The following is a 21,844-nucleotide window of genomic DNA, read 5'->3' as shown; positions in this document are numbered from 1 at the left end:
CGCGGCCTTCGTTAGAATCTGCTTTCGTCGAGAAAATAACGCAATTGCATGGGTGCAGGGCGGTATCGCATCACGGACACTGCTCACCCGGATTCCATCGTTCATCTTTCACCGGAGGCGAGCATGCCAGGATTACTTCCCGATGTTGACCGCGAGGGGCTCCTCGAATATTCGGTGGTGTACACCGATCGATCGGTCAACCATATGTCGCAACGCTTTCAGGGCGTCATGCGCGACATCTCCGGCACGCTGAAAAAAGTCTACAACGCGAAGTCCGTCGTGATCGTCCCCGGCAGCGGGACGTTCGGCATGGAAGCCGTCGCGCGGCAGTTCGCAACGAACAAGAAGTGTCTCGTCATCCGCAACGGCTGGTTCAGCTTCCGCTGGTCGCAGATCTTCGACATGGGCAGCATTCCGTCCGAAACGACGGTGCTGAAGGCGCACCCGGTCGAAGCGGGGCGGCAGGCCGCATATGCGCCGGCCCCGATCGACGAAGTGGTCGCCGCGATCAAGGAGCACAAACCGGATCTGGTGTTTGCGCCGCATGTTGAAACCGCGTCCGGGATGATGCTGCCCGACGGGTATCTGCGCGCGGTGTCCGACGCCGTGCATGCGGTCGGCGGCATGTTCGTGCTGGATTGCATCGCGTCCGGCACGGTCTGGGTCGACATGCAGGCGAGCGGCGTCGATATCCTGATCAGCGCGCCGCAGAAGGGCTGGAGCGCGTCGCCGTGCTGCGCGATGGTCATGCTCGGCGAGCTGGCCCGCGAACGCATCGATGGCACGACCAGCACCAGCTTCGCGTGCGATCTGCGCAAGTGGCTGCAGATCATGGAAGCCTATGAAGGCGGCGGGTTCGCGTACCACGCGACGATGCCCACCGACAGCCTCACGACGCTGCGCGACGTGATGAAGGAAACCGAGGCGTACGGCTTCGACAAGGTGAAGGCGGAGCAGCTCGAGCTCGGCAAGCGGATTCGTGCGTTGCTGGCCGAGAAGGGTTTCCGGAGCGTGGCGGCGGAAGGGTTCGAGGCGCCGGGTGTCGTGGTCAGTTATACGGATGACGACGGGATTCGCACCGGGAAGAAGTTTGCGGATGTCGGGTTGCAGATCGCGGCAGGCGTTCCGTTGCAATGTGACGAGGGGGAGGATTTCAAGACCTTCCGTCTCGGGTTGTTCGGCCTCGACAAGCTGCATGATGTCGATGGGGCGGTTGCACGGTTTGCGGATGCGCTGGAGCGGGTTCTGTAAGGCGCTTGGTGGATTTGGCGAGGTGGTGGACGGTGGGTGGCTGCACCTGCGGTCTATCGCCTCGCCGGATTGATGGTTGTGGTGTTGTCTGATGCGCGCGTTCGGGTTCGTGGTTCGATGTACTCATGCGCAGCGAGGTCGGTCCATCTGCCTGTACGGCTAACCTGAAGGGTTCGCATGGCATACGTCGTTCGACAGGAAGTCCCGGCGGTATCCACATACATCGACATTCGTCTTGCCGCAGGGCTGAGCAGGAAGTCGGAGCAGGCTGCGACGATCGGGTTGAGGAATGGGTTATTCAGCGTCGTGGCGTATTGCGACAGCGATCCGGTCGGAATTGGCCGCGTAATTGGCGACGGCGGTTGTTTCTTTGAGATCGTCGATATCGCGGTGTTGCCCGCTCACCAGAAGAAGGGCGTGGGCGACCTGATCATGCAGGCGCTCATGGGCTACGTTCACGAGCATGCGCCGCCAACCGCGTATGTCAGCCTGATGGCGGATCACGGGACACCGAAGTTCTACGAGCGTTACGGTTTCCAACCGTCGGTGCTGCCCGAGAAGGCGGGGATGTTTCTGCGCATCATGTAACGGTGGGGCGTCGTTTTTCCTGTCGCGGTGCGGCGGCACCGGCGTACGCCGGTGCGCCCGCGCTAATTCACGCATTCCGGCACCACCGGGTCGTTGCTGCCCGTGTAGACGAATCCGTCGGAGATCCATTGATTCGAGTCGAGTCGATACCAAAGCCGTGTGGCGCCCCAGTTGCCGTTCACGGAGTCGCCGTACTGGTGGCAAGCGAGCTGGACGGTGCGCCCATTCTCGAGCGAACCGACGACCGGCGCCGACAATGAAGGCGCGCTGCGCAGATTCGCTGAACCCGGTGCCTGGACACGCGCGCTGACGGGCGTGGACGGATCGCCAGAATCCGCACTGCCGTAGTTGACCAGCCATGCCTGCGGGGAGACGCGTCGCTGATTGCGAACCGCGTATCCGGAATACGGCGAAGTGCCTTCGAAGAATTGCCAGCCGCCGATCGTCATGCCATTGACGGACACGTCATTGCCATCCTTGCTCAATGAAAAGTGAACATGCGGCCCCGTCGTTTGTCCGCCGCACGGCAGGCCGTTTCCGACGCTGCCGAGATATTCCCCCTGGCGAACACGCGTACCGCTGTTCAGCGACGTCAGCTGGACCATGTGGTAATAAGTCGTCGCATAGCCATTGTCGTGAACCACCTTCACGATGGCACTGCCGTCGCGCTCGCAGCTCTTGTAAAGATAGCCGTCTCGCGCCGCCAGCACGCGGCCGTTGCCACCCGAGAAGTCGAGGGAGTTATACGGCCTGCTTTGTCCGGACCAGCCGTGTGCACCGCCCGTCCAATACCACCCGGCATTCTGTTCCCACGGCAACGCAAGGCCTGGTTGCGGCAATGCAGCCGACCGTGGTGCAAGCGATGCGCGTCTCGACGCCAGATTTTTCCGTTCGTCGGCCGCGAGCAGCGTAGGTGGCGCCGCATCGAGCAATTCTCCAAACTTGCTGCTGCCCTCCACACCCGAGATCCATTGGCCATTCATGTTGCGCGCAATGAACAGCTTCGTGACGGGATCGCCGGATTCATCCTCGTGCAGGATTTGTGTCGCAGTGCCAAATACCCACCCGGAAACGTCGTCGGTTTTGATTGCCTCGACCAGGCTGTCGTCCGACCGGGCCGGCAGCTTCAACGTTCCACCCGATCGGGATTGAAGCGCCTGCCCGATCGAGCGTTGCAACGACGTCTCGATTGGCGCCGCATGAGCGAATTCGGCAAGGCTGGCTGCAATCAGCAGGATTCCAATGGAGTATTGAATCGAATTCGAGGCAGAACGATTTAATAAATTGCGCATGGTTAAATGCACCGCGAAGAGGGTTTGCAAGAAGTTCATGACGGCGCCAGCAAGCCTACATCATTCGCCAATCATTGCAAGGAAAATGAAATATATCTGGATGTGTTTTTAAATTGGATGCTTCGGATGAAATTGTTGATGCGATAGTTTCAAAGTGATTTGACCACTCGGTGAACCGGAGTCGATTGATCTGGAATCACCTTGCAGCGTGGCCTCGAAGCGTCATCCATGCCCAGCCTCGTGGCGAACCGCGTCGTGAGCTGCTTTGATCGACAAAGGATTCAATAGCCGGTTAATTAGGTTGGATTGTTTATAAAAAAGAAATGGTCATGGTGTGGTCTTGTTAATATCATTTTCATCTTCCTGACAAATATAGCAGTTTGATTTCAATCGGATCGATATTTAAATTGAGCCGCGACAAAATAAATCATTTCGATTGATGAATTTTCCGGAAGCGATGCGCTGCTGAGCTCGCACGAGATCCTCGCGCAATGGCGTATCTGGAAAGGTCTCGTCGACGGAGGCGATTTCGACGGCGTGGAATCGGAACCGGATCCAGGCATCGGGGACGACTGGTACAACCTGAAGTGGATTCCATTCACGCACGACGGTAGCGGCAATCATCTGTGTATTGACCTCGATCCCGCGGACGACGGTTTCTCGGGACAAGTGATTCGGGTCTGGCATGATGACGCGCGACGCGAGCGCATAGCGGGGGGCTTTTCGGAGTGGCTTGCCCGTATCGCCGGCGAGGGACAATCAGGCTGAGCACGCGCCGAGCATGACGGTGGCGGGGTGTTGGCCGTTACGTTGATGAGCATGCTCCAAGGGCAATGCCGGTGGACCCTTGGACAAGCGCTTGGCTGCGCAGCACGGACAGGCGTTTCGTGCGCTACCGTGTCAAGCAGTACAAAACATCGGGACACCCTTCCTCGTTTCGGCTTCCGTCACTGTATGCAATCGCAACGAACCCGTGCCGCTCATAAAACGCAGCAGCATCGCGATTCAACTGGAACGTATAGAGCTGGAGCTTGCCAACCGTTTGCGATTTCACCGATTCGAGGAGGGAGGAACCAATCCCTCGTCGCTTGAATTCGGGGCACACATACAACTGATCAAGCCATGCCACGCCGTCAGCGACAACGTGCGCAGCCATGCCGACGATGCGATCATCGTTCACGGCAACGGTAACGTTGCCCGACGGCACAAGCATGTTGGCAACCCAATCGCGGACGGCGGCTTCCGGATGCGCGAGCGGCGCGTACGATGCCAGCGTATTGCGTGACCGTAGATAGACTTCAGCCACCTCGGCGGCATCATCCGCAATCGCTCGACGCAAGATCAAGGGCATGTATCTCCCGCTCCGAAATCGTCAAAAAGTGAACAACGATAGCAGCACGGAATCGAACTTCCAAGATCGCGCAGCGCGCTGTTGAAACTGGCAAAACCGGAAGTTCAGCGCGACGTATCGAGTGCACGGTACAGCGAATCGCCAGCGCGATCGCGTTACCGATTCGCAGCTTCATTCCGGAAATCCCGAGACTCGACATTCCCGTATCATCTGTCCGACTCACCGGGATCGCATGACCTGGCGATTCCGCACAAACGAGAGGACGAGCGATGAAGGTCGAAGGGCGCGGCCACGGCAAAGCGATCGAACAAAACGCGGCGGCATCCACGAAGCGGGCCGGGATCGCACCCGTCACGAAGAGCACCGACCCGCGCGACTACCAGCACGCACCCGGCATCGCCGCCGTCATGCCGAAAGCCTTCCCCGACGGCTTCGTCGTGGCAGAGCACCGGCACCCGCGTGCACAACTCGTCTACACCACGACCGGCATCGCCGAAGTCATCGCCTGCCAGTCGCTCTGGATGATCCCGCCGCATCGCGCACTGTGGATTCCGCCCGACCTGCCGCACGCGATGCGCGCCCACGGGCAGCTCGAAATGCGCACCGCCTACGTCGACCCGCAAGCGTACCGATCGGCCACCCCGGATCAGCCGAGCCTGGTCAACGTGTCGCCGCTGCTGCGTGAGTTGATCGTGCGCGCGTCGGCGTTCCCGGTCGAGGTCCATCCCGACGGACGCGACGATCTCGTCATCCAGCTGATGCTGGCCGAAATCGAATGGTCGCCCGAGCAACCGTTGCGGCTGCCGTCCGGCCAGGACCGGCGTCTTGCCCGAGTCTGCGACGCGATTCTGGCGAATCCGGCCGATCAACGAACGCTGACGGAATGGGCCGATGAAGTCGGTGCATCGAGCCGGACACTGGCCCGCCTGTTCACCGCCGAAACCGGGCTGTCGTTCAGCCAGTGGCGCCAGCAGGCCCGGATTTCGGCCGCGCGTCCGCTGCTGGCATCGGGGCGCTCCGTGATCGCCGTCGCGGCCGAACTCGGCTACGAAACCACGAGCGCGTTCTCGACCGTGTTTCGCCGGTTTACCGGCATGACGCCCAGTGCCTACGCGAAACTGTCCGATTCCGCGTAGCAAACGTCTTTCCAGCAAACGCGGGGCGTAGCGCGCACGCTTATCGTGTCGGTCATCGAACCCACTGACCGAACGAGGCAAGCCGACATGAAGCGACATGACATCGAATTCCAGTCCGAAGCCGCCACGCTGCGAGGCTGGTACTACGAGCCGACAGAGCACATCGCCGATACCGCAACGTATCCGGCCATCGTGATGGCGCACGGCTTCTCCGGTGTAAAGGAACAATATCTGGACCGCTACGCCGAGGTGTTTGCCGCCAGCGGCTTTGGCGTGCTGCTCTACGATCATCGGAATTTCGGCGCGAGCGACGGGTATCCGCGTCAGGAGATCGACCCCGTGCAACAGAAGCGCGGCTATCGCGATGCGATCAGCTATCTGCTCACCCGCCCGGACGTCGACGCCGCACGCATCGGCATCTGGGGCACCAGTTACAGCGGCGGCCACGTGCTCGAAGTCGCGGCGATCGACCGGCGCGTCAAATGCGTGGTGTCGCAGGTGCCGACGATCAGCGGGTATCAGTCGGCGTTGCGCCGCACGCGTTCCGATCTGGTGCCGGCGGCGCTGGCTCGCTTCGATGAAGATCGTCGGCAGCGATTCGCGGGCGGTGCGCCGGCGATGTTGCCGGCTGTCAGCGCAGATCCCACGGCGGCCTGTGCGATGGCGGGCGCGGATGCATACCGGTTCTTCACCGAATCGGCGGCGCGGTTTGCACCGAACTGGAAAAACGAAGTGACGCTGCGCAGCGCCGAGATGTCGCGCGAGAACGAGCCGGGCCAGTACGTCGATCGCATCTCGCCCACCCCGTTGCTGATGATCGTGGCTGACCAGGATCTGCTGACGCCCACCGACCTTTGCCTCAAGGCGTGGGGAAACGCGCTGGAGCCGAAGCGGCTGCTCATGATCGCGGGCGGACATTTCACGCCTTATATCGAGCACTTCGACGCAACCAGCCAGGCGGCGGTGGAGTGGTTCACGCAGCATCTGTCCGTTGCGCGTTGATCTGGCCTGTTGCTGCGATGGCGGTGTCCACGGCTTGCGCGAATGTTGCCGCTAGGGGGGGGACGGTGACTGCGATTGAAGGGCAAATGGAAGGTTGAGGCGCGATGGCGTTACTCGAAGCGCCTGAAGCGACGCCGGCGAACGACTCGCGGAGCCAGGTCGTTACGCGGGCTCACGAACGATGCGGCATCACCTGGGCACACACGACGGCGACCGATGGCTTCGTTATATGGAGTAATAGCTGTAATTTGGCCTGAAATTTTCTTTCCGGCGACTCGGGCTAGACTGGTCTCGCCTTGATACCCCCCCAAGGTGTTGTTGTGTTCTCGGCTTGGCCCGCACTCAGGTGCGGGCCAATTTTTCGGGCGGGCGCCAGCGGCGGCCGAACGATCGCCGACCGGATGCACATTGGAGGAAACATAGCGTGACAGTACGCCCGACAGTCCGCGATGCCGGTTCGCTCGTGCGGATCGCCGCGTTGAGCGCGGCGGCGGCAGCCGCGACGGTGTCCGCCATGCCGCCGGCGTTCGCGCAAGCCAGCGAGCCCGTGACCAGCAGCGTGTTCGTGCACCGGTCGTACGATACGGGCAATAGCGCGATCAACGAAAACTTCCAGTACATCGCACATCCGCCGATCCAGCCGGTTGCCGCGAGCGCGCCGCCGGTCGCGCGTGGCGCGCACCGCGGCCGCCGCGGACAAACGGGCACCACGAATTCAGCCGGCGCAACCGGCAGCGGGTCGAACAGCGCGGCCATTCCCTTGCCGACCATGCCGGCGGACGGGCCGTCCGGCGCGCCGGTTTCGCAGTAGTCGTTTCTTTCCGAATCCTTCCAGGCAAGCCTGTCGATCGACGACCGGTCGCAACGCCGCACGCGATCGTCGGCTATCGCCAGGATCATGATGACGTCAGGCAGCACGGTGTGACCGCTCGATGAGGGGTGAGCGGGATGTCTCTTTGTATCTCGCTCGTTGGCCCGACAGTGTCGGGCTTTTTTTGTTTGGTCGCGAGCGGGGGTGCCGGCGACGGCGACGTGTGGCACCATCGCGGTGATTTACACAATCCATCCGGGTGCCGGCAGACCCATCTATCCGAGGGGGAGTCATGTTTGACCATGTCAAATTCGGCGTGACCGACTTTGCAGCCAGCAAGGCGTTTTTCCTGAGCGCACTTGAACCGCTTGGCGTCGTGGTGCAGGGGGAGGGCGAGCCGTCGTACGGCATCGAGATTTCTCCGCCGGGCAAGCCGTCGTTGTGCCTGTTCCTGACGACGGAGAAACCGGCGCATCTTCACATCGCGTTCGTGGCCGACAACCGGCAGCAAGTCGAAGCGTTCTATCGCGCGGCGCTGGCGGCAGGCGGGAAGGACAACGGCGCGCCGGGGCTGCGGCCGCACTATCACGCGAATTACTACGCGGCGTTTGTCATCGGGCCGGATGGACACAATATCGAGGTGGTGTGTCATCAGGCGTAGGGGGGATTCCCTGTCAAAGGGAGTCGGGAGGCGAGGTAGCCCGGGACGTCACGCGTTGATGAACTGTCGCTGACCGATGCCTCCGGAACGATGAGCAAACGCATGCCTTCGAATCTTTTGCAAGAAGCAGTGACCGGCGAGTAACGTCAGGACCCTGACCGTACCTGTCGCGATCGCCGGTGCACTACACTCGGCGGACACGCGTTGCAGCGTGATATCGACAAGCGGCGAATACGATACCAACACCATCCGGGGCGGGAGGCGCTGGCTTCCTGAAAGAGACGATGCCAATCAGCAAATTGAAGGCAATGCCGGCGTTTCGCGACGACGCACCGCGGCAGATCCGTCACGCTATCGCACTTTTCACGATTGTCTGGCTCATCGAGATCGGATTCGCCGTCTGGCTGCTGACGGTGAGTTTCGATCTGGCTGGCCAGGTGTCCGCGGAGAAGGCGGCGCTCATGCGTAAAAACGCCGTGACGATTGCGATAGTCCAGGCCTTCTGGCTTTCGTTGAACGCCGGCCTGATCGTGGGCCTCTGCCGGCGACAAAAGCTCGCGCGCATGCTGGAACTGGTGTTCACGATCGTCACGACGTTGGCCTTCATCGTGGCGGGGCTTCCTTTCGGCATGAGTCTGATCGAAGTCGGCTTTTTCGCCAATGCGATCGCCACCGTGCTCATTTTTACGGGCCCGTGTACGCGCTGGTTCCAGGCGGTGGCTTCTTCATAAGCGCGTCGCGCCTTCGGCTTCTGCTGACGGAGCGAGGACTTGCTGCCAGGAGTGCGCCTTTGCGTGATGGCGGCTTTCGAGTCACGACGTGAAGACTCAACGGAGAATCGAGCGATGACCTCGAAAAGCATCCGCAGGGCAACGGCAGACGACATACCGGCGCTGACGCAGATCCGGAATGACGCGCATGCGAAGAAGCTCACGCACGGCGATCATGTGTGGGGCAAGGAAGGCGACGGATTTTCCGAGGCGTGGGTACGCAACAACGTCTCTCAAAAGGACGTGTATGTCGTCGAACTGGACGGCACGTTGGCCGGGACGTTCTCGCTCGCGTTCGACGAGGACAAGCACTGGGGGCCGCAGGAACCGATCGCCGGTTACGTGCACGGGCTGTGCGTGCGGGAAGGTTTCAACGGGCAAGGGCTCGGCAGCGTCATGCTCGACTGGTGCGCTCGCGAGGTGAGCAGCTCGAACCGGCGTTTCGTTCGACTCGATTGCGCCGTCGACAACGTGACGCTCTGCGCTTACTACGAGTCGCTCGGCTTCATTCGCGTCGGGTTGAAATCAGACGGGATCGTCTGGTCACTGTACGAGAAACCGGCCGAGTAGCGATCAATTGAAGCCCCGGCAATGTCACCCGGACATTTCAACCAACCACTGCACCACCGGAACGCACATGCGAGCTTTATGCTCGGCAAGCACGCTCATTCGACAGAAGCCGCCGGATCATCGACAATTCGCGGCGATCAAAACATGAGAGAAGGGGGCAGGGGCATGCGCAGGGTCTTCAAGTCGCTCGGAGTGATCCTGAGCATTTCCGTCGTGGGTATCGCAGCGGCTCAAGCCGCCTCCAACGAACTCGCATTCCCGCGCTTCACCCAGGCGGAGGGCCGGACTGACAGCGACGGGCTTCCGCTGTCCGGCGCGAAACTCTGCGTGCTTCCCGAGCGTGCGCCGTGCTTCCAGATGCCGCCTGCGCCGCTTCCCAATTCGCCGAAGGAGTTTTACCAGTTCGGACTGATGCCACGGTCCGAACGGTTGCCGATTGCGTCGGGTGGTTCCTGGGTGTTCTTCTCGGGGATGTTCTCGGGCGGCGGCAGCGGGATGCTGGAGCGTGTGGCGATCTTGCGTTATGGCGCGAACGGCAAGATCGAAAACCTGATGCCGGAAGTCACCCAGACGGAATCGGCTGACCGCGCGATGTGGAAGGTGCCGGACGTGTCGCCCTATCCGGTGTTCGTTCGGGCGGACTTCGTGTGGGCCGACAACGAGGATCATTTCGGCAAGCACCTCTTCGATGTCGACGCGTGGGTGTTCGATCCCGCAACCAGCCTGTACAAGAAGCGGTTTTCCTACCGGACGACCCGGCGCTACGACCGCGGCGAAGGCTCGGATCATGTGCTGGCCACCGAACGAGCGGAAATTCTGCGACGCCTCGCGGCCAGCAAGTAGCTGCCGTCGCGGCAATGAATGAGGGGCGGTCACGCGACTGCTTTTGGCGGCCGGACGCGTCATTCAGGCGTCTGCGTCCGACGAAGGCTGTCTTTCCGGTCGCGCTAGCGCGACGGGCAGCCACCGTCGGTCGAAGTCACCGTACGTCGATCAGGGCGGTGCGAGTCACGCCAGGCACACTGTCGGCGACATAACGAACCGTTTCCTGCCCCTTGAAACTCGTGTCGGGAATATAGAAAACCTGTGCGCCGTGAACCATCTGCCCGGCGCATGGCGAGTTGGATCCGATGGCATAGTCGCCTTCCCGAATATCGATACTCCCGTGCAAGGGGGGCTGCACCACGGTGATGTGTGGCGTGAAGCGTGCGACACATGCTTTCGACCATGATGCGTGAGAACTCAGCAGCACCGGAACGCCGGATGGCGTCGATCTGTGAAAATCCGCGGGACGAACGGGGTCTTCGGATGCCTTGTTCGTGGTTGCGGGTTCTGCCTTGTTCGTGCTTCTGGACCGCTGCGCCAGCTGCAAGCGCGCTCTCTCCGGCACATCTGCCAGCCATTCGGCCGGTATCGCGAAGTTGATGTTTTCCGCCTGGGATGGCGAGATTTGTCTGGCGGTGATGCCGATCAACCTTCCTCGCTCATCAAACAGGCCGCCACCGCTCGAGCCGGGAGAAATGGGCGCCGAGATCTGGATGCTCGTGACGCCGCGATCCGGATCGCGGACGAATCCGGAAATCAGGCCGTCGCTCATCGTGTTCTCGCGAGCAAACGGAGAGCCGATGGCGTAAACATGCTGACCGATCTTCAACGAAGAAAGCGGTGCGACCTGGGCGCCCGGCAGATGAAGTCCCTCAACCGACAGCACACACAGGTCGCGCTCCGCGTCCGGCTCGATCAGGCGGGCGCCATAACTCATGTTGCCGTGCACGATGGCGGCTGCGACGCCATCCGACAGCACGTGGCAATTGGTCACCACCTTCTCGTCGCCTATGACCACCGCGCTCCCGATTTTCTTGCCATTGGGTGTCACCACCACGACACGCCACACGATGGGGCTCAGCCTGTCGTAGAGCGCCGACGCATCGGTGGCGGCGGCGACAGCATCGTGTGAGGACGTGAGCCCCACGCCGAAAAGCGTCACGCCGAACAGGCACGCAAGCGCCGCGACGTATCGAGTCGTATCAACGCGCATGGCTGCCTCCCGGCAACAACCCGTCGAGAGACTCCATCGGTACTGCACCGGAACGGGACGGGTGTTCGGGCGCGTCCTGACGCGACGACGCGGGGCCGAAAGGGCTCTGGTAGGCGATCTTGCCGGCCACCGGGTCGAACACCGACGCCGGCGGAACATGGCCGGGCGTGGCGCCGTCGCTGTGCACGTAGGCGTCGAGTGCAGAAAACACTTCGTTCACGTCCCAGCCGACCATGCGAAGCGGCACGGCTTTCGGATCCTGCAGCATGTGTATGGTGACCCACTTGCTGCGTGAAATCGAGACCCCGCCCGGCAGGAAAATCACGCCGCCGTACGCGACTTTCCGCAGGAATTGCCGGTCGAAATGCGGGTCTGCGGGAGGCCGGTCGTTCATCGACAATCCACCGGTGGGCGCCTCGGGAACAAGGACGAAATACCGAAAGCCCATCTGGCGCGTGAGATCGGCACAGCGGTACAGGAGGTAACGCCCGACCTTCTCGTCCGACGTCTTGGGATTGCCCGTGAACTTGACGCGATAGGTTGCTTCGTCGATCCGCTCGTCGGTATACCCGCCGGCGGTAAGGGAGCTTCCAAGTCGTTGGTATGGCGTCGCGCATGCGGTGAGCATGCACAGAGTTGAAAGTGCAAGGAATGATTTTGTAAGTGAATTCATCTACGCCCCGTGCTGCATGAATCCTTGAATTATTCTTTCGAGCCCTAACGATCGCGTCACTGTACCAAATGCCCGTGAGCGGCAGTGTGATCGAGCGCGATTCCGTCGCGGCAGTGTACGACTGTCGGTGGTTGCAGCACCATCGATTAACAATGGTTTGCAAGGCAGTGCGTGGGGGCGCGGCTTCGACCGGTTGCAGCCGATCGAAACCTTCGAACAAGCGCGGCTATCCGGGGCGCGCAAGTTAGCGATCCGGTTATCGAGATAGCCGTTTATTGAGGTCCTTTGCCGGCCGTCGGATCACTCGTCACCGATCTTTCGCAGGCGGTATCGGTTTCGCGCTTTCGTCCGTGCGGTCTCCGCAAACCCTATCGCTGCACGTCCCCATACGTCTCCTTGCACACTCCGCGCAGCGCCTCGACGAGCAGATCCCGCGCGGGCGAGCGCGAATCGGCGGCACGCGTGAACAGCGCGATGGGCGGAAGCGTCCACACCAGCGAGTAAGGCACGATCGCCACCCCGGCGATCCGCACCAGTTCTTCCGCGATATCGGCGGGCACGATCGACACGGCCTCGTCGCTCGACGCGATCATTTCGCCGATCAGCTTGGATGAGTAACTCTCGACGACCGGAACGGGCGGCGCGATGCCGGCCGACAGGAACAGATCGGTCACCTGTTCGCGCATCGGCGTGTGCGGTGCGCCGAGAATCCAGTCGAGCGCGTGCAGCTTGTGCCAGTCGAGCGCGGTGCGGGCCAGTTTCGCGGCAAGCCGCCGGCTCGCGATCATGCGCGGCTGCTGCTGGTACAGCACTTCGAAGGAGACCTGGCCGAGGTCGATCGCCGACGACGCCCGCCCGATCACGATGTCGACGCTGTGATCCCTGAGCTGCAACAGCAGCTGATCGCTGGTGCCTTCGTGAATCGTCACGGTCAGGCGCCTTTCCATGCGCGCTTGCAGCCGCTTGAGCGCCGCCGACAGCATCTGTCCGGAAATGAACGGAATCACGCCGATGTGCAGGTGGGCTGCATGCCCGGCGGCGACCGCCTCCATCTCGCGGGCGAGGTGGTCGAGATCCTTGATCATCGCCTTCGCCCGCTCGAGCACGACCGCGCCGAGCGCGGTGGGCCGCATGCCGCGCGACGAGCGCTCGAACAGCGGCGTGCCGAACATGCTCTCCAGCTCGGACAGCGCGTTCGTCACGGCCGGCTGGCTGCTGGCCATGTGCTCCGCGACGCGCGTCAGCGACCCGTGCTGCTGGATCTGCAGCAACAGCACCAGGTGCCGCATCTTCAAGCGGGCGCCCAGCCGCCTGACCACGTCGTTTGCGTCAAAAGTCATTGACTGGTCACGTATTCATCATGAAAAAGTGATGGACCGATATTAAAACAGAATCATCGCCTTATGGCGGATCCCTAGAATCCCCTTCATGGATCGCGCCGGGACTGGCCTGGCGCCCGTGCCCGGATCGAAAAACATGAAACAGACTGAGACACAGCAGCAGGCAGCGTTCGACTATCACGAATTTCCGACCCCGGGAAAGATCTCGGTCGTCGCCAGCAAGCCGCTCGTGACCCAGCGCGATCTCGCGCTGGCTTACACGCCGGGCGTGGCGGGCGTGTGCGAGGCGATCGCCGCCGATCCGCTGCAGGCGCACCGTTTCACGAGCCGCGGCAACCTGGTGGGCGTGATCACGAACGGCACGGCCGTGCTGGGTCTGGGCAACATCGGCCCGCTCGCGTCCAAGCCGGTCATGGAAGGCAAGGCCGTGTTGTTCAAGAAGTTCGCGGGGATCGACGTCTTCGACATCGAGATCAACGAAACCGATCCGGACAAGCTGGTCGACATCATCGCCGGTCTCGAGCCGACCTTCGGCGGCATCAACCTCGAGGACATCAAGGCGCCCGAGTGCTTCACGGTCGAGCAGAAGTTGCGCGATCGCATGAAGATTCCCGTCTTCCATGACGATCAGCACGGCACCGCCATCACCGTCTCCGCCGCGTTCATCAACGGGCTGAAGGTCGTCGGGAAGTCGATTTCGGAAGTGAAGGTCGTGACGTCGGGCGCCGGTGCCGCCGCGCTGGCTTGCCTGGACCTGCTGGTCGACCTCGGGCTGCCGGTGGAAAACGTCTGGGTGACCGACATCGAAGGCGTCGTCTATCGCGGCCGCACCGTACTGATGGACCCGGCCAAGTCGCGCTTCGCGCAGGAAACCGACGCGCGCAAGCTGGCCGAAGTGATCGGCGGCGCGGACGTGTTCCTGGGCCTGTCGGTCGGCGGCATCCTGACCGCCGACATGCTGAAGGCGATGGCGCCGCGCCCGCTGATTCTCGCGCTGGCCAATCCCACCCCGGAAATTTTCCCGGAACTGGCGCATGCGACGCGCGACGACGTCGTGATCGCGACGGGCCGCTCGGACTACCCGAACCAGGTCAACAACGTCCTCTGCTTCCCGTACATCTTCCGCGGCGCGCTGGATGTGGGTGCGACGACGATCACCCGTGAAATGGAGATCGCCGCGGTTCACGCGATCGCGGGGCTGGCCGAGGAGGAGCAGAACGAAGTCGTTGCGGCGGCCTACGGCGCGTACGACGTGGCGTTCGGCGCGCAATACCTGATTCCGAAGCCGTTCGACCCGCGCCTGATCGTGCGGATCGCGCCGGCCGTGGCCAAGGCGGCAATGGAAGGCGGCGTGGCGAAGCGCCCGCTGACCGATCTTGATGCGTACGTCGAGCAACTGCAGCAATTTGTCTACCATTCCGGCGCGTTCATGAAGCCGCTGTTCGCGACGGCGCGTCAGCTGGTGCGCGACGGCGGCAAGGCGCGGATCGTCTTTACCGAAGGCGAGGACGAGCGCGTGCTCCGCGCGGTGCAGGTGATCGTCGACGAGAAGCTGGCGCGGCCGATCCTGGTCGGGCGCCCGGAAGTGCTGCTGGCGCGCATCGAGCGTTTCGGCCTGCGGATCCGGCTCGGTCAGGACGTCGAGGTGACGAATCCCGAGTATGACGAGCGGTTCCCGCAGTACTGGACGACGTATTGGGAGCTGCGGTGCCGGGACGGCATCTCGAAGGAAATGGCGCGGGTCGAGATGCGGCGTCGCTTGACGCTGATCGGCGCGATGATGGTGCGGCTCGGCGATGCGGACGGGATGATCTGCGGGACGGTGGGCGAGTATCACAACCACCTGCGGTTCGTCGACGAAGTGATCGGGAAGAAGCCGGGTGCGTCGACCTATGCGGCGATGAACATCCTGTTGCTCGACCAGCGGACGGTCGCGCTGGTGGATACGCACGTCAACGACAACCCCGATGCGGAGCAGATCGCGGAATTCACGATTGCCGCGGCGCGTCAGATGGAATGGCTGAACCTGACGCCGAAGGCAGCGTTGCTGTCGCGGTCGAACTTCGGGTCGGGGAGCGCGGCGTCGGGCGTGAAGATGCGCCGGGCGTTGGAGATCGTCCGGGAGCAGGCGCCCGATATCGAGGCGGACGGCGAGATGCATGGCGACTGCGCGCTCGACGAGGGCTTGCGGTCGAGGCTGCTGCCGATGTCGCCGCTGAAGGGCGCTGCCAACCTGCTCGTTTGCCCGAACGTGGATGCGGGGAACATCGCGTACAACCTGCTCAAGACCGAGGCGGGGAGCAACGTGGCGGTGGGGCCGTTCCTGCTGGGCGTCAACGCGCCGGTGAACATTCTGACGTCGAGCGCGACGGTGCGGCGGATCGTGAACATGGCGGCGTTGACGGTGATCGAGGCGAATCGCATCGCGTCTGCCTGAGCAGGTAGCGGAAGCGGGGCGGTGGCAGCTCCGCAAGGCGCCGCGTAGCGGAATCCGGTTGTCGCGGGTTCCGCTACCGGTCGCCTGGTGAACGGGTGCCGCGGGTGGTTCGTGACGCGGTGCCGCGTGCGTCCGTCGAGGTTGGTTGCGACCGGCTTCGGAGGTCGGCAATCGTTTGCACGCAGACCCGGACTTCGGCATTACCCGGAGGCGCACCCGTCACATCCAGGCATGGATGATGCAGTGCATTTAATAAGTATCACGTAATAAATGTCTCGGCGCGACACCCTGGCGTGTCCACTTTTGATACCGATCCTAACCATCTTTTTGGGGCTCGCCACTTTCGATATCATCCGATAATTAGCTTTTATTTTCGTCTAAAATCGCGCTTCTTCTTACTTTAGGACGGAAAGCGTTTTGAAAAGACTGACGAAAAATCTTTCGCGCACGGCCATCGCCGCATGCGTTGCTTATGCTGGGCTCCTGCCTTTATCCCAGTCCGCCCAAGCCCAGGTCGAACCCCTGAAGAATCCCGTCTACGGCGTGACCCTCGACGACCTGACCAAGCTGGACGCGATCGTCGCGTCGCTGCAGAACCTGCCGTACAAGCCCACCGTGCGTGTCGTGTTCGATCCGGGTACGTCGGCCGCCGACTACTACGCGCCGCTGCTGCGCCTGCACGCAGTCGCGTACGTGATGGGTGAAATCTACGATTCTTACTATTTCCCTACGACGCTCGCCACGTATCAGGCACGCACGCAGGAACTGGTGTCGCAGTTGAAGAACACCGTCGACGTGTGGGAGATCGCGAACGAAATCAACGGCGAATGGTTGCGTAACAACCCGAGCGGCACGAACGCCGTGGTCAACTCGCAAGAGCAGCAGATCGGCCAGATGGTTGCGGCAGCCAACCAGATCGTCAAATCGAACGGCGGCAAGACGGCCATCACGCTGTACTACAACGACGACAGCAAGGGCAACAACTGCTGGGAGAAGCCGCAGGATTACTGGAAGACGTGGCCGACTACCTTCCTGTCCTCGACGGTCCGCCAGCAAGCCGACTACGCGTTGTTCAGCTACTACCCGTACCAGGATTGCACGGGGCTGAATCCGACGTGGAAGAACGATTTCGCGGCGCTGGAAAGCATCTTCCCGAACGCGAAGGTCGGCTTCGGCGAAATCGGTACCTCGGAAACTTCCGCGCCGGCGTCGGTGCAGCAGAACCTGATCAAGACCTACTACCCGATGGTCGACAGCATGAACGATCCGCGTTTCATCGGCGGATTCTTCTGGTGGAACTACGTCGAGCAAATGCTCCCGTATTCGACGAGCTCGTACTTCCAGTTGTTGCGTCAAACGATCCTTCCGCTCAAGTCGCCCAACTAAGCGAACAGCGTCATTCAAGATCAAGCGTCAGCGTCGATGGCTAGAACCACAATGTCGCGCGTACCACGAGACCACGTGCGCGTGCCGCTGACGTCAACCCGAACCGGTATTGCACCGTGACATCCAGATAGCTTGCCGGCGCGCTATAGCGGCCTTCGCGAAACCAGTACCGAACCTGGATGCCGGGCCCGGCGCCGATCGCCGTCTTGTCCGGCTGCCGATTGTCATGATCGCCGGCCACCGCGGCGTGCGGGTAGACAGTCAGCCGATCGCTGATCATCGGCAACCGCCAGGTGTGCCCGTAGCGCAACTCCGAATAAATGATGTATCGACCCGCGCTGATGAAGTAAGCGCCCTCGACATACGCCTGCCAGCTGCGCCAGCTCGGCTCGGCCACCCTCAGGTCGGTCCCGCCTTCCGACGAATACCCCAGGCGCATCAACCAGTCCGTCATCGACAGGCTGCCGACGTGGAACAGCCGCTCGGCGGTCAGCACGACGTTCTGGTCGGGCAGCGGCTTGTAACGCGCGCCCACCGAACCCTGCACGGTCGGCATGCCGGTCACGTTGCCCGATCCGTCGTAGGCCGTGCCGTATCCGCGCACGAAGAACTGGAAGATGCGGCCGTTCTGATAGCCGATCTTCGGCGGCTGCCAGTACGCCTCGATACCCGGCTGCAATACGCTGATCGTGCCTTGCGGGCCGAACGCGGCCGACTGGTACGGTACGCTCAGCACGAACCCCCAGGTGCGCTGAAGCTGCTCGACTTCGCGCCGATAGCCGAACTTGTGCTGCGCATCGAACGTGTGTTCGTTCTCATCGGCGTCGAGGCTGTGCTCGAACAGATCGATGGACTCCTGGTTCAGCCCGATCCGCTTGGCGGCGTAGCCCGCGTCCGCGTAGTTCATCGCATTGCCGGCCCCGCCGGAAAATCCCTCATGGAATGCATCGAGCGCCTCGCGATCCTTGTGGTCGCGCAGGAGGTCGTAGGCTTCCTGCAATTTCTGTTGCGCGGTATTGTCCACCGGCGCCTCGGCGGCCTGATCTTCCTGCCGCGCCTGCGCCGCGATCGACGCGGCCATGTTGCGCTCGCCGTCGTTCGTCGCGTCGCTGGCCGCCAGGTCTGCCACGCGGATGGCGGTGTCGCGATCGCCTGCCTGCAGGCTCATCTGTGCGATGCGCAACTGGACCACGGCCGATTTTTCATCGGCCAGCGGCGCCAGCGCAACGCCGGCTTCATGCGGAAGCTTCGCCGCGAGCGCGCTGTCCGACCACGCGAGACGCAGGTTGCGCTGCTGATCCTTGCTCCATTTCCCGGTCGCGACGGCGGCCGCGAAATCGCTGCAGGCCACGTCGTAGCGCATCTGACGCTGCGCCAGGTAGCCATGCTGCGCGCGTACCGCCGCACTCTTCGGAAAACGAACGATCAGCGATTCGACCATGTCGTCCGCTTCGTCGACTTTGCCTTCCCGTCTGTATACGTCGACGAGCAGCAGCCCGAGCTGTTCGCTTCCGGGCTGAATCTTGATGGCGCGCGACGCATACACTTCCGCGAGGGGCAGGTCGCCGGCATTGATCGCCTTGTACGCGCTGTCGGCGAGCTTGTAGGCCTTGGGTGTCAGTTGCTGGGCGGCGGATGCCGGCGCCTGCCAGGCCAGCGACACGGCGATCGCCAGTGCGCTCAACCGTGCGCAGCGCTTGAGGCCGGCCGCGATCGGGATTCTTGAATGCTTCATGCCTGTTCTCCCGAGGGTTTTTGCACGGGAGCGCCCTGCTGCGCTGCCGGGTCGCCGTCGCGTAGGCGAGCGAGTTCGACGAAACGCGAGTGCCGGGAGAGTTCGGCGGCAATCTCCGCATCGCACGCGATGAAGTAGGCCACGTTCGATCGGGCTCCGCGCCGCACGACATCCTGTTCGTCCTGCGACAGCGGCCGCCCGACCGCGATGTTCAACGTGCCGTCGTCCGCGGTCGAGAAGGGGACGGCGCGGTACGCGTATTGCAGCTCGAATGCCAGCGAATCCGCGAAGTGGCCCACCGCGACGTTGCCGAGGCTCACGCGGGGCAGCTCGGCCTGTTCGGCGATCGCATCCGCCAGCGATTCGGCGGATATCGCGCAGCCTTCGACCAGCAGTTCCCCGAGCCGCCTGCCGCAGGTCAGCTGCTTCTCCAGGCTCGCCTGCAACTGCTCCAGTGTCACCACGCCCCAGCCGACCAGGATCTCGCCGACTTTCAGGCGCGCTTTCCCGAGCGCTTCGTTCGACAGGTAGGTATGACTGGTCTTGTCCCATGCGATGGGCTTGCCGGTCACCAGGTGGCGGATATAGATGCGCCACGCGCGGCACACCGCGTAGAAGTTGATCAGGTTGTTGACGAACATCCGCGGAATCGACAGCAGCCCCTGGGTCGGGCCGTTCAGCTTGCTGACGAAATGGAAGCGCTGCCCGGCGCGCGCAAACAGCATCGCGGTGTTGATCCACAGCAGCGGCGTGACCCAGTCGGCCGCCATGATGAGCGAGGCGCCATGCGGAATGACATGGCTGGATCGCTGAAGCGCGCCGAGCAGCAGGAAGTTGATCAGCACGCCATAGGCAACGACCGAGAACAGCGAGGTCACGATGCCCTTGCGATCGTGGAAGAACATGTAGCGGGTGAGCAGGTTGCCTTTCCAGCCGAGCTGCTCCCAGCCCTGAAAGGCAATGCCGAGGATCCAGCGCGTGCGCTGACGGTACGCGGTACGAAATGTTTTCGGAAAATACTCGCGCGTGGCCAGCAGGTTTCGGCTGACGACGCCACCCTGTGCCTGCTTGTCGGTGGCATCGCGCGCGATCCCCGTCAGGGGAATGCACGCGAAGGTTTCCTTCATCCCCAGGTCTCTCAACCGGAAGCTGAAGTCATAGTCCTCGGTCAGCGAGCTGGTGTTGAACGGAGAGCCGTTGCGTTCCTTCATCGCCGCTTCGATCGAGCGCCTGCTGTAGCACGACGCCACGCCCGCGCCCGGGACGACGCCGGTCAGCCGGGCGCGCACCGGCACATCCTTCTGGTGCGTTTCGCTGAAGTCGTCCAGGTAGCAGCCGGCGACGAACTCGTTCCATTTCCGCGGCAACGACAGCACGGGAAGCTGGACCAGGTCGCTGTCCGCCACCGCGTGGTTGAGGTACTTGAGTTCGACCGGATGAATGACGTCCTCGCAGTCGTGCATGACGACGCCCGCGAACTGAATGTGATGGACCGATTCGTAACGCAGGATGGCTTCGATGATCCAGTTCAGGCAGTCCGCCTTGCAGGTCGGCCCGTCGTTCATGACGGTCGCGCGCGTGACCCTGCCCGGATATCGGCGGACCATCCGTTCGACCTCGGCCGTGGTTTCGGCATCGTTGTGATAGGTGCCGACGAAGATCACGTATCGCTCGTACTCGAGCGTCGCCAACGTGTTCTCGATCATCTTGGCGATCACGTCGTATTCTTTCCACGCCGGCACCATCAGCGCCAGATGCCGCTCTTCCAGCGCGCGCAGCATGCCAATATCGACCGTTTGCGATTTTTCTCGGCGCAGGATGCGACGGATTTCAAAGGACCAGTAACAGGCATCCAGCGTGAGGTCATCCAGGGTGCTTACCAGGATGACGATTGCGGTCACAATGGCGACAAGGTTGAGTGCGTATAAATACGTACTCCAAATCATGTTATCCATCATTCTTTCCGCGTTTTATCTTTTATCTGGTTATTCCCCCTCGTATCGACGCAAGACGCAACCTTTCCCGTCCTCGTCGCCCCCGTCACGTCCACTCCGTGGCTTGCGCCACGCGAATGCCCGCCGCTCGAAAAAGCGCTGCGCAGGGCGCGAACTTCCTCGATGTGGCCACGTTGCATCGCGCGCGATGCCACGCGTTCAGTGGATGACTTTTTGACCGCCCGTTTCCTGCTTGCCTGCCTCCGTCCCTGCATGCTTCAACGCTTGCAACCGCTCTCCACCCGACGCACGCGCAGTGCCCCCGCGCACCGACTCCGCAGCACACAACTCATCTAGCAAGTCGTGCGCCATCGCTGCGCGACCCTTGAGCTTGCGGGCGTCGAACGGCGCGGCACAGGATCGGCCGACCGAATCCGAGCCAAATGTTTCAGTGCTGAAACACGCACTCGATTGACCGGACGACACATCGTTTTCAGACCCTCTGACGGGCCGCGGCGGCGGCTCTCGTGAAATCGTCACGCGATTCCAGCGGTGACCGGCGGGACGGATTGGCGTTGAACCGGAAACACGGCACCTCGGTCGTCATTGCGCATGCGTGCCACTCGCGACGATTGCAGCGTTGCATCCTTGCGACGCGCAGCGATTGACTGGTTTTCCCTGAATCGTACGAACATGTTTTGCGCGTTTGTCCGATTTAATTCGCGACACCGCCGCGTTGCACGCCTGAAACGTTTTATCGACACATTTTTGAGCTGTGTCGAGGCGTCAATTTTGTCCCCTTGGCGCTATGCCCATTTGCGACGGATGGTACGGTTCTAGCTTGAAAGTCAAACCATCTCCTCCCGGAT

19 protein-coding genes are annotated in these 21,844 nt (G+C 62.2%); 11 read left to right on the top strand and 8 right to left on the bottom strand.

The window, feature by feature from the left end; genetic code table 11:
* The first annotated feature begins 123 nt into the window (after positions 1-123).
* Both G3N93_RS04685 and G3N93_RS04680 read left to right on the top strand, forming a co-directional pair.
* Entirely contained in the window at positions 124-1,251 is a 1,128-nt protein-coding gene (locus G3N93_RS04685; RefSeq protein WP_206132376.1) for an aminotransferase class V-fold PLP-dependent enzyme, read from the top strand.
* A 177-nt stretch (positions 1,252-1,428) separates the two neighbouring features.
* Positions 1,429-1,839, top strand: a complete 411-nt coding sequence (locus G3N93_RS04680; RefSeq protein WP_206132375.1) for a GNAT family N-acetyltransferase — start codon at positions 1,429-1,431, stop codon at positions 1,837-1,839.
* 62 nt (positions 1,840-1,901) lie between these two features.
* Here the strand turns inward: G3N93_RS04680 and G3N93_RS04675 are convergent, their stop codons facing one another.
* On the bottom strand, positions 1,902-3,131 hold the full coding sequence (locus G3N93_RS04675) for a peptidoglycan DD-metalloendopeptidase family protein (protein ID WP_206132379.1): 1,230 nt from the start codon (positions 3,129-3,131) through the stop codon (positions 1,902-1,904).
* A 426-nt stretch (positions 3,132-3,557) separates the two neighbouring features.
* Here G3N93_RS04675 and G3N93_RS41425 point away from each other — a divergent pair, with 426 nt between their 5' ends.
* On the top strand, positions 3,558-3,899 hold the full coding sequence (locus tag G3N93_RS41425; protein WP_374196413.1) for an SMI1/KNR4 family protein: 342 nt from the start codon (positions 3,558-3,560) through the stop codon (positions 3,897-3,899).
* Positions 3,900-4,023: 124 nt separating this feature from the next.
* Here the strand turns inward: G3N93_RS41425 and G3N93_RS04665 are convergent, their stop codons facing one another.
* A complete protein-coding gene (locus tag G3N93_RS04665) occupies positions 4,024-4,482 on the bottom strand; it encodes a GNAT family N-acetyltransferase (RefSeq protein ID WP_206132374.1) in 459 nt (152 codons plus the stop codon).
* 269 nt (positions 4,483-4,751) lie between these two features.
* Between G3N93_RS04665 and G3N93_RS04660 the strand changes: the two genes are divergently transcribed.
* The gene (locus tag G3N93_RS04660; RefSeq protein WP_206132373.1) at positions 4,752-5,618 is read left to right on the top strand and encodes a helix-turn-helix domain-containing protein; all 867 of its coding nucleotides are present in this window, start codon (positions 4,752-4,754) and stop codon (positions 5,616-5,618) included.
* A gap of 87 nt (positions 5,619-5,705) precedes the next feature.
* Positions 5,706-6,620, top strand: a complete 915-nt coding sequence (locus G3N93_RS04655) for an alpha/beta hydrolase (protein WP_206132378.1) — start codon at positions 5,706-5,708, stop codon at positions 6,618-6,620.
* 342 nt (positions 6,621-6,962) lie between these two features.
* On the opposite strand, the gene G3N93_RS04650 is transcribed toward G3N93_RS04655, so the two are convergent.
* Positions 6,963-7,664: a hypothetical protein gene (locus G3N93_RS04650; protein WP_206132372.1), complete on the bottom strand. Its 702-nt coding sequence runs from the start codon at positions 7,662-7,664 to the stop codon at positions 6,963-6,965.
* 59 nt (positions 7,665-7,723) lie between these two features.
* Here G3N93_RS04650 and G3N93_RS04645 point away from each other — a divergent pair, with 59 nt between their 5' ends.
* The 4 genes from G3N93_RS04645 to G3N93_RS04630 all read left to right on the top strand — a co-directional run bounded on the left by G3N93_RS04645 (position 7,724) and on the right by G3N93_RS04630 (position 10,275).
* A complete protein-coding gene (locus G3N93_RS04645; protein ID WP_011356259.1) occupies positions 7,724-8,092 on the top strand; it encodes a VOC family protein in 369 nt (122 codons plus the stop codon).
* A gap of 284 nt (positions 8,093-8,376) precedes the next feature.
* Positions 8,377-8,823, top strand: a complete 447-nt coding sequence (locus G3N93_RS04640) for a hypothetical protein (RefSeq protein WP_174981606.1) — start codon at positions 8,377-8,379, stop codon at positions 8,821-8,823.
* A 114-nt stretch (positions 8,824-8,937) separates the two neighbouring features.
* Entirely contained in the window at positions 8,938-9,432 is a 495-nt protein-coding gene (locus tag G3N93_RS04635) for a GNAT family N-acetyltransferase (RefSeq protein ID WP_206132371.1), read from the top strand.
* A gap of 78 nt (positions 9,433-9,510) precedes the next feature.
* Positions 9,511-10,275, top strand: a complete 765-nt coding sequence (locus tag G3N93_RS04630) for a hypothetical protein (protein ID WP_241026396.1) — start codon at positions 9,511-9,513, stop codon at positions 10,273-10,275.
* A gap of 136 nt (positions 10,276-10,411) precedes the next feature.
* On the opposite strand, the gene G3N93_RS04625 is transcribed toward G3N93_RS04630, so the two are convergent.
* The 3 genes from G3N93_RS04625 to G3N93_RS04615 all read right to left on the bottom strand — a co-directional run bounded on the left by G3N93_RS04625 (position 10,412) and on the right by G3N93_RS04615 (position 13,483).
* The gene (locus tag G3N93_RS04625; protein WP_206121538.1) at positions 10,412-11,470 is read right to left on the bottom strand and encodes a S1C family serine protease; all 1,059 of its coding nucleotides are present in this window, start codon (positions 11,468-11,470) and stop codon (positions 10,412-10,414) included.
* On the bottom strand, positions 11,460-12,098 hold the full coding sequence (locus G3N93_RS04620; protein WP_174938172.1) for a hypothetical protein: 639 nt from the start codon (positions 12,096-12,098) through the stop codon (positions 11,460-11,462). Before G3N93_RS04620 ends, G3N93_RS04625 begins: the two co-directional genes overlap by 11 nt.
* A gap of 413 nt (positions 12,099-12,511) precedes the next feature.
* Positions 12,512-13,483 (bottom strand): LysR substrate-binding domain-containing protein, encoded by a 972-nt coding sequence (locus G3N93_RS04615; protein WP_174938174.1) that lies wholly within the window; start codon positions 13,481-13,483, stop codon positions 12,512-12,514.
* Between the two features lie 136 nt (positions 13,484-13,619).
* On the opposite strand from G3N93_RS04615, the gene G3N93_RS04610 reads away from it, so the two are divergent.
* Both G3N93_RS04610 and G3N93_RS04605 read left to right on the top strand, forming a co-directional pair.
* A complete protein-coding gene (locus G3N93_RS04610; protein WP_174938176.1) occupies positions 13,620-15,920 on the top strand; it encodes an NADP-dependent malic enzyme in 2,301 nt (766 codons plus the stop codon).
* A gap of 417 nt (positions 15,921-16,337) precedes the next feature.
* Complete coding sequence (locus tag G3N93_RS04605; protein ID WP_174938178.1) at positions 16,338-17,306, top strand: hypothetical protein; 969 nt, start codon at positions 16,338-16,340, stop codon at positions 17,304-17,306.
* Between the two features lie 40 nt (positions 17,307-17,346).
* Here the strand turns inward: G3N93_RS04605 and G3N93_RS04600 are convergent, their stop codons facing one another.
* Positions 17,347-19,041 carry a bacteriophage N4 adsorption protein A gene (locus G3N93_RS04600; protein ID WP_206132370.1) on the bottom strand — a complete coding sequence of 565 codons (1,695 nt, stop codon included), beginning with the start codon at positions 19,039-19,041 and terminating at the stop codon, positions 17,347-17,349.
* Positions 19,038-20,996 (bottom strand): glycosyl transferase family protein, encoded by a 1,959-nt coding sequence (locus G3N93_RS04595; RefSeq protein ID WP_241026395.1) that lies wholly within the window; start codon positions 20,994-20,996, stop codon positions 19,038-19,040. The genes G3N93_RS04600 and G3N93_RS04595 overlap by 4 nt, the downstream gene beginning before the upstream one ends.
* Positions 20,997-21,844: the final 848 nt, after the last annotated feature.

Source organism: Burkholderia sp. Se-20378 (assembly GCF_017104665.1).
In the GTDB taxonomy this organism is placed as follows: Bacteria; Pseudomonadota; Gammaproteobacteria; order Burkholderiales; family Burkholderiaceae; genus Burkholderia; species Burkholderia lata.
The sequence above is the reverse complement of the archived record's forward strand: the minus strand, read 5'-3'. Positions and strand labels throughout refer to the sequence as shown.

Excerpts from the sequence above, each read along its gene's own strand:
- G3N93_RS04685 (WP_206132376.1), top strand. The coding sequence starts at position 124 with ATGCCAGGATTACTTCCCGATGTTGACCGCGAGGGGCTCCTCGAATAT.
- G3N93_RS04680 (WP_206132375.1), top strand. The coding sequence starts at position 1,429 with ATGGCATACGTCGTTCGACAGGAAGTCCCGGCGGTATCCACATACATC.
- G3N93_RS04675 (WP_206132379.1), bottom strand. The coding sequence starts at position 3,131 with ATGCGCAATTTATTAAATCGTTCTGCCTCGAATTCGATTCAATACTCC.
- G3N93_RS04665 (WP_206132374.1), bottom strand. The coding sequence starts at position 4,482 with ATGCCCTTGATCTTGCGTCGAGCGATTGCGGATGATGCCGCCGAGGTG.
- G3N93_RS04660 (WP_206132373.1), top strand. The coding sequence starts at position 4,752 with ATGAAGGTCGAAGGGCGCGGCCACGGCAAAGCGATCGAACAAAACGCG.
- G3N93_RS04655 (WP_206132378.1), top strand. The coding sequence starts at position 5,706 with ATGAAGCGACATGACATCGAATTCCAGTCCGAAGCCGCCACGCTGCGA.
- G3N93_RS04650 (WP_206132372.1), bottom strand. The coding sequence starts at position 7,664 with ATGGTGCCACACGTCGCCGTCGCCGGCACCCCCGCTCGCGACCAAACA.
- G3N93_RS04645 (WP_011356259.1), top strand. The coding sequence starts at position 7,724 with ATGTTTGACCATGTCAAATTCGGCGTGACCGACTTTGCAGCCAGCAAG.
- G3N93_RS04640 (WP_174981606.1), top strand. The coding sequence starts at position 8,377 with ATGCCAATCAGCAAATTGAAGGCAATGCCGGCGTTTCGCGACGACGCA.
- G3N93_RS04635 (WP_206132371.1), top strand. The coding sequence starts at position 8,938 with ATGACCTCGAAAAGCATCCGCAGGGCAACGGCAGACGACATACCGGCG.
- G3N93_RS04630 (WP_241026396.1), top strand. The coding sequence starts at position 9,511 with ATGCTCGGCAAGCACGCTCATTCGACAGAAGCCGCCGGATCATCGACA.
- G3N93_RS04625 (WP_206121538.1), bottom strand. The coding sequence starts at position 11,470 with ATGCGCGTTGATACGACTCGATACGTCGCGGCGCTTGCGTGCCTGTTC.
- G3N93_RS04620 (WP_174938172.1), bottom strand. The coding sequence starts at position 12,098 with ATGCTCACCGCATGCGCGACGCCATACCAACGACTTGGAAGCTCCCTT.
- G3N93_RS04615 (WP_174938174.1), bottom strand. The coding sequence starts at position 13,483 with ATGACTTTTGACGCAAACGACGTGGTCAGGCGGCTGGGCGCCCGCTTG.
- G3N93_RS04610 (WP_174938176.1), top strand. The coding sequence starts at position 13,620 with ATGAAACAGACTGAGACACAGCAGCAGGCAGCGTTCGACTATCACGAA.
- G3N93_RS04600 (WP_206132370.1), bottom strand. The coding sequence starts at position 19,041 with ATGAAGCATTCAAGAATCCCGATCGCGGCCGGCCTCAAGCGCTGCGCA.
- G3N93_RS04595 (WP_241026395.1), bottom strand. The coding sequence starts at position 20,996 with ATGGATAACATGATTTGGAGTACGTATTTATACGCACTCAACCTTGTC.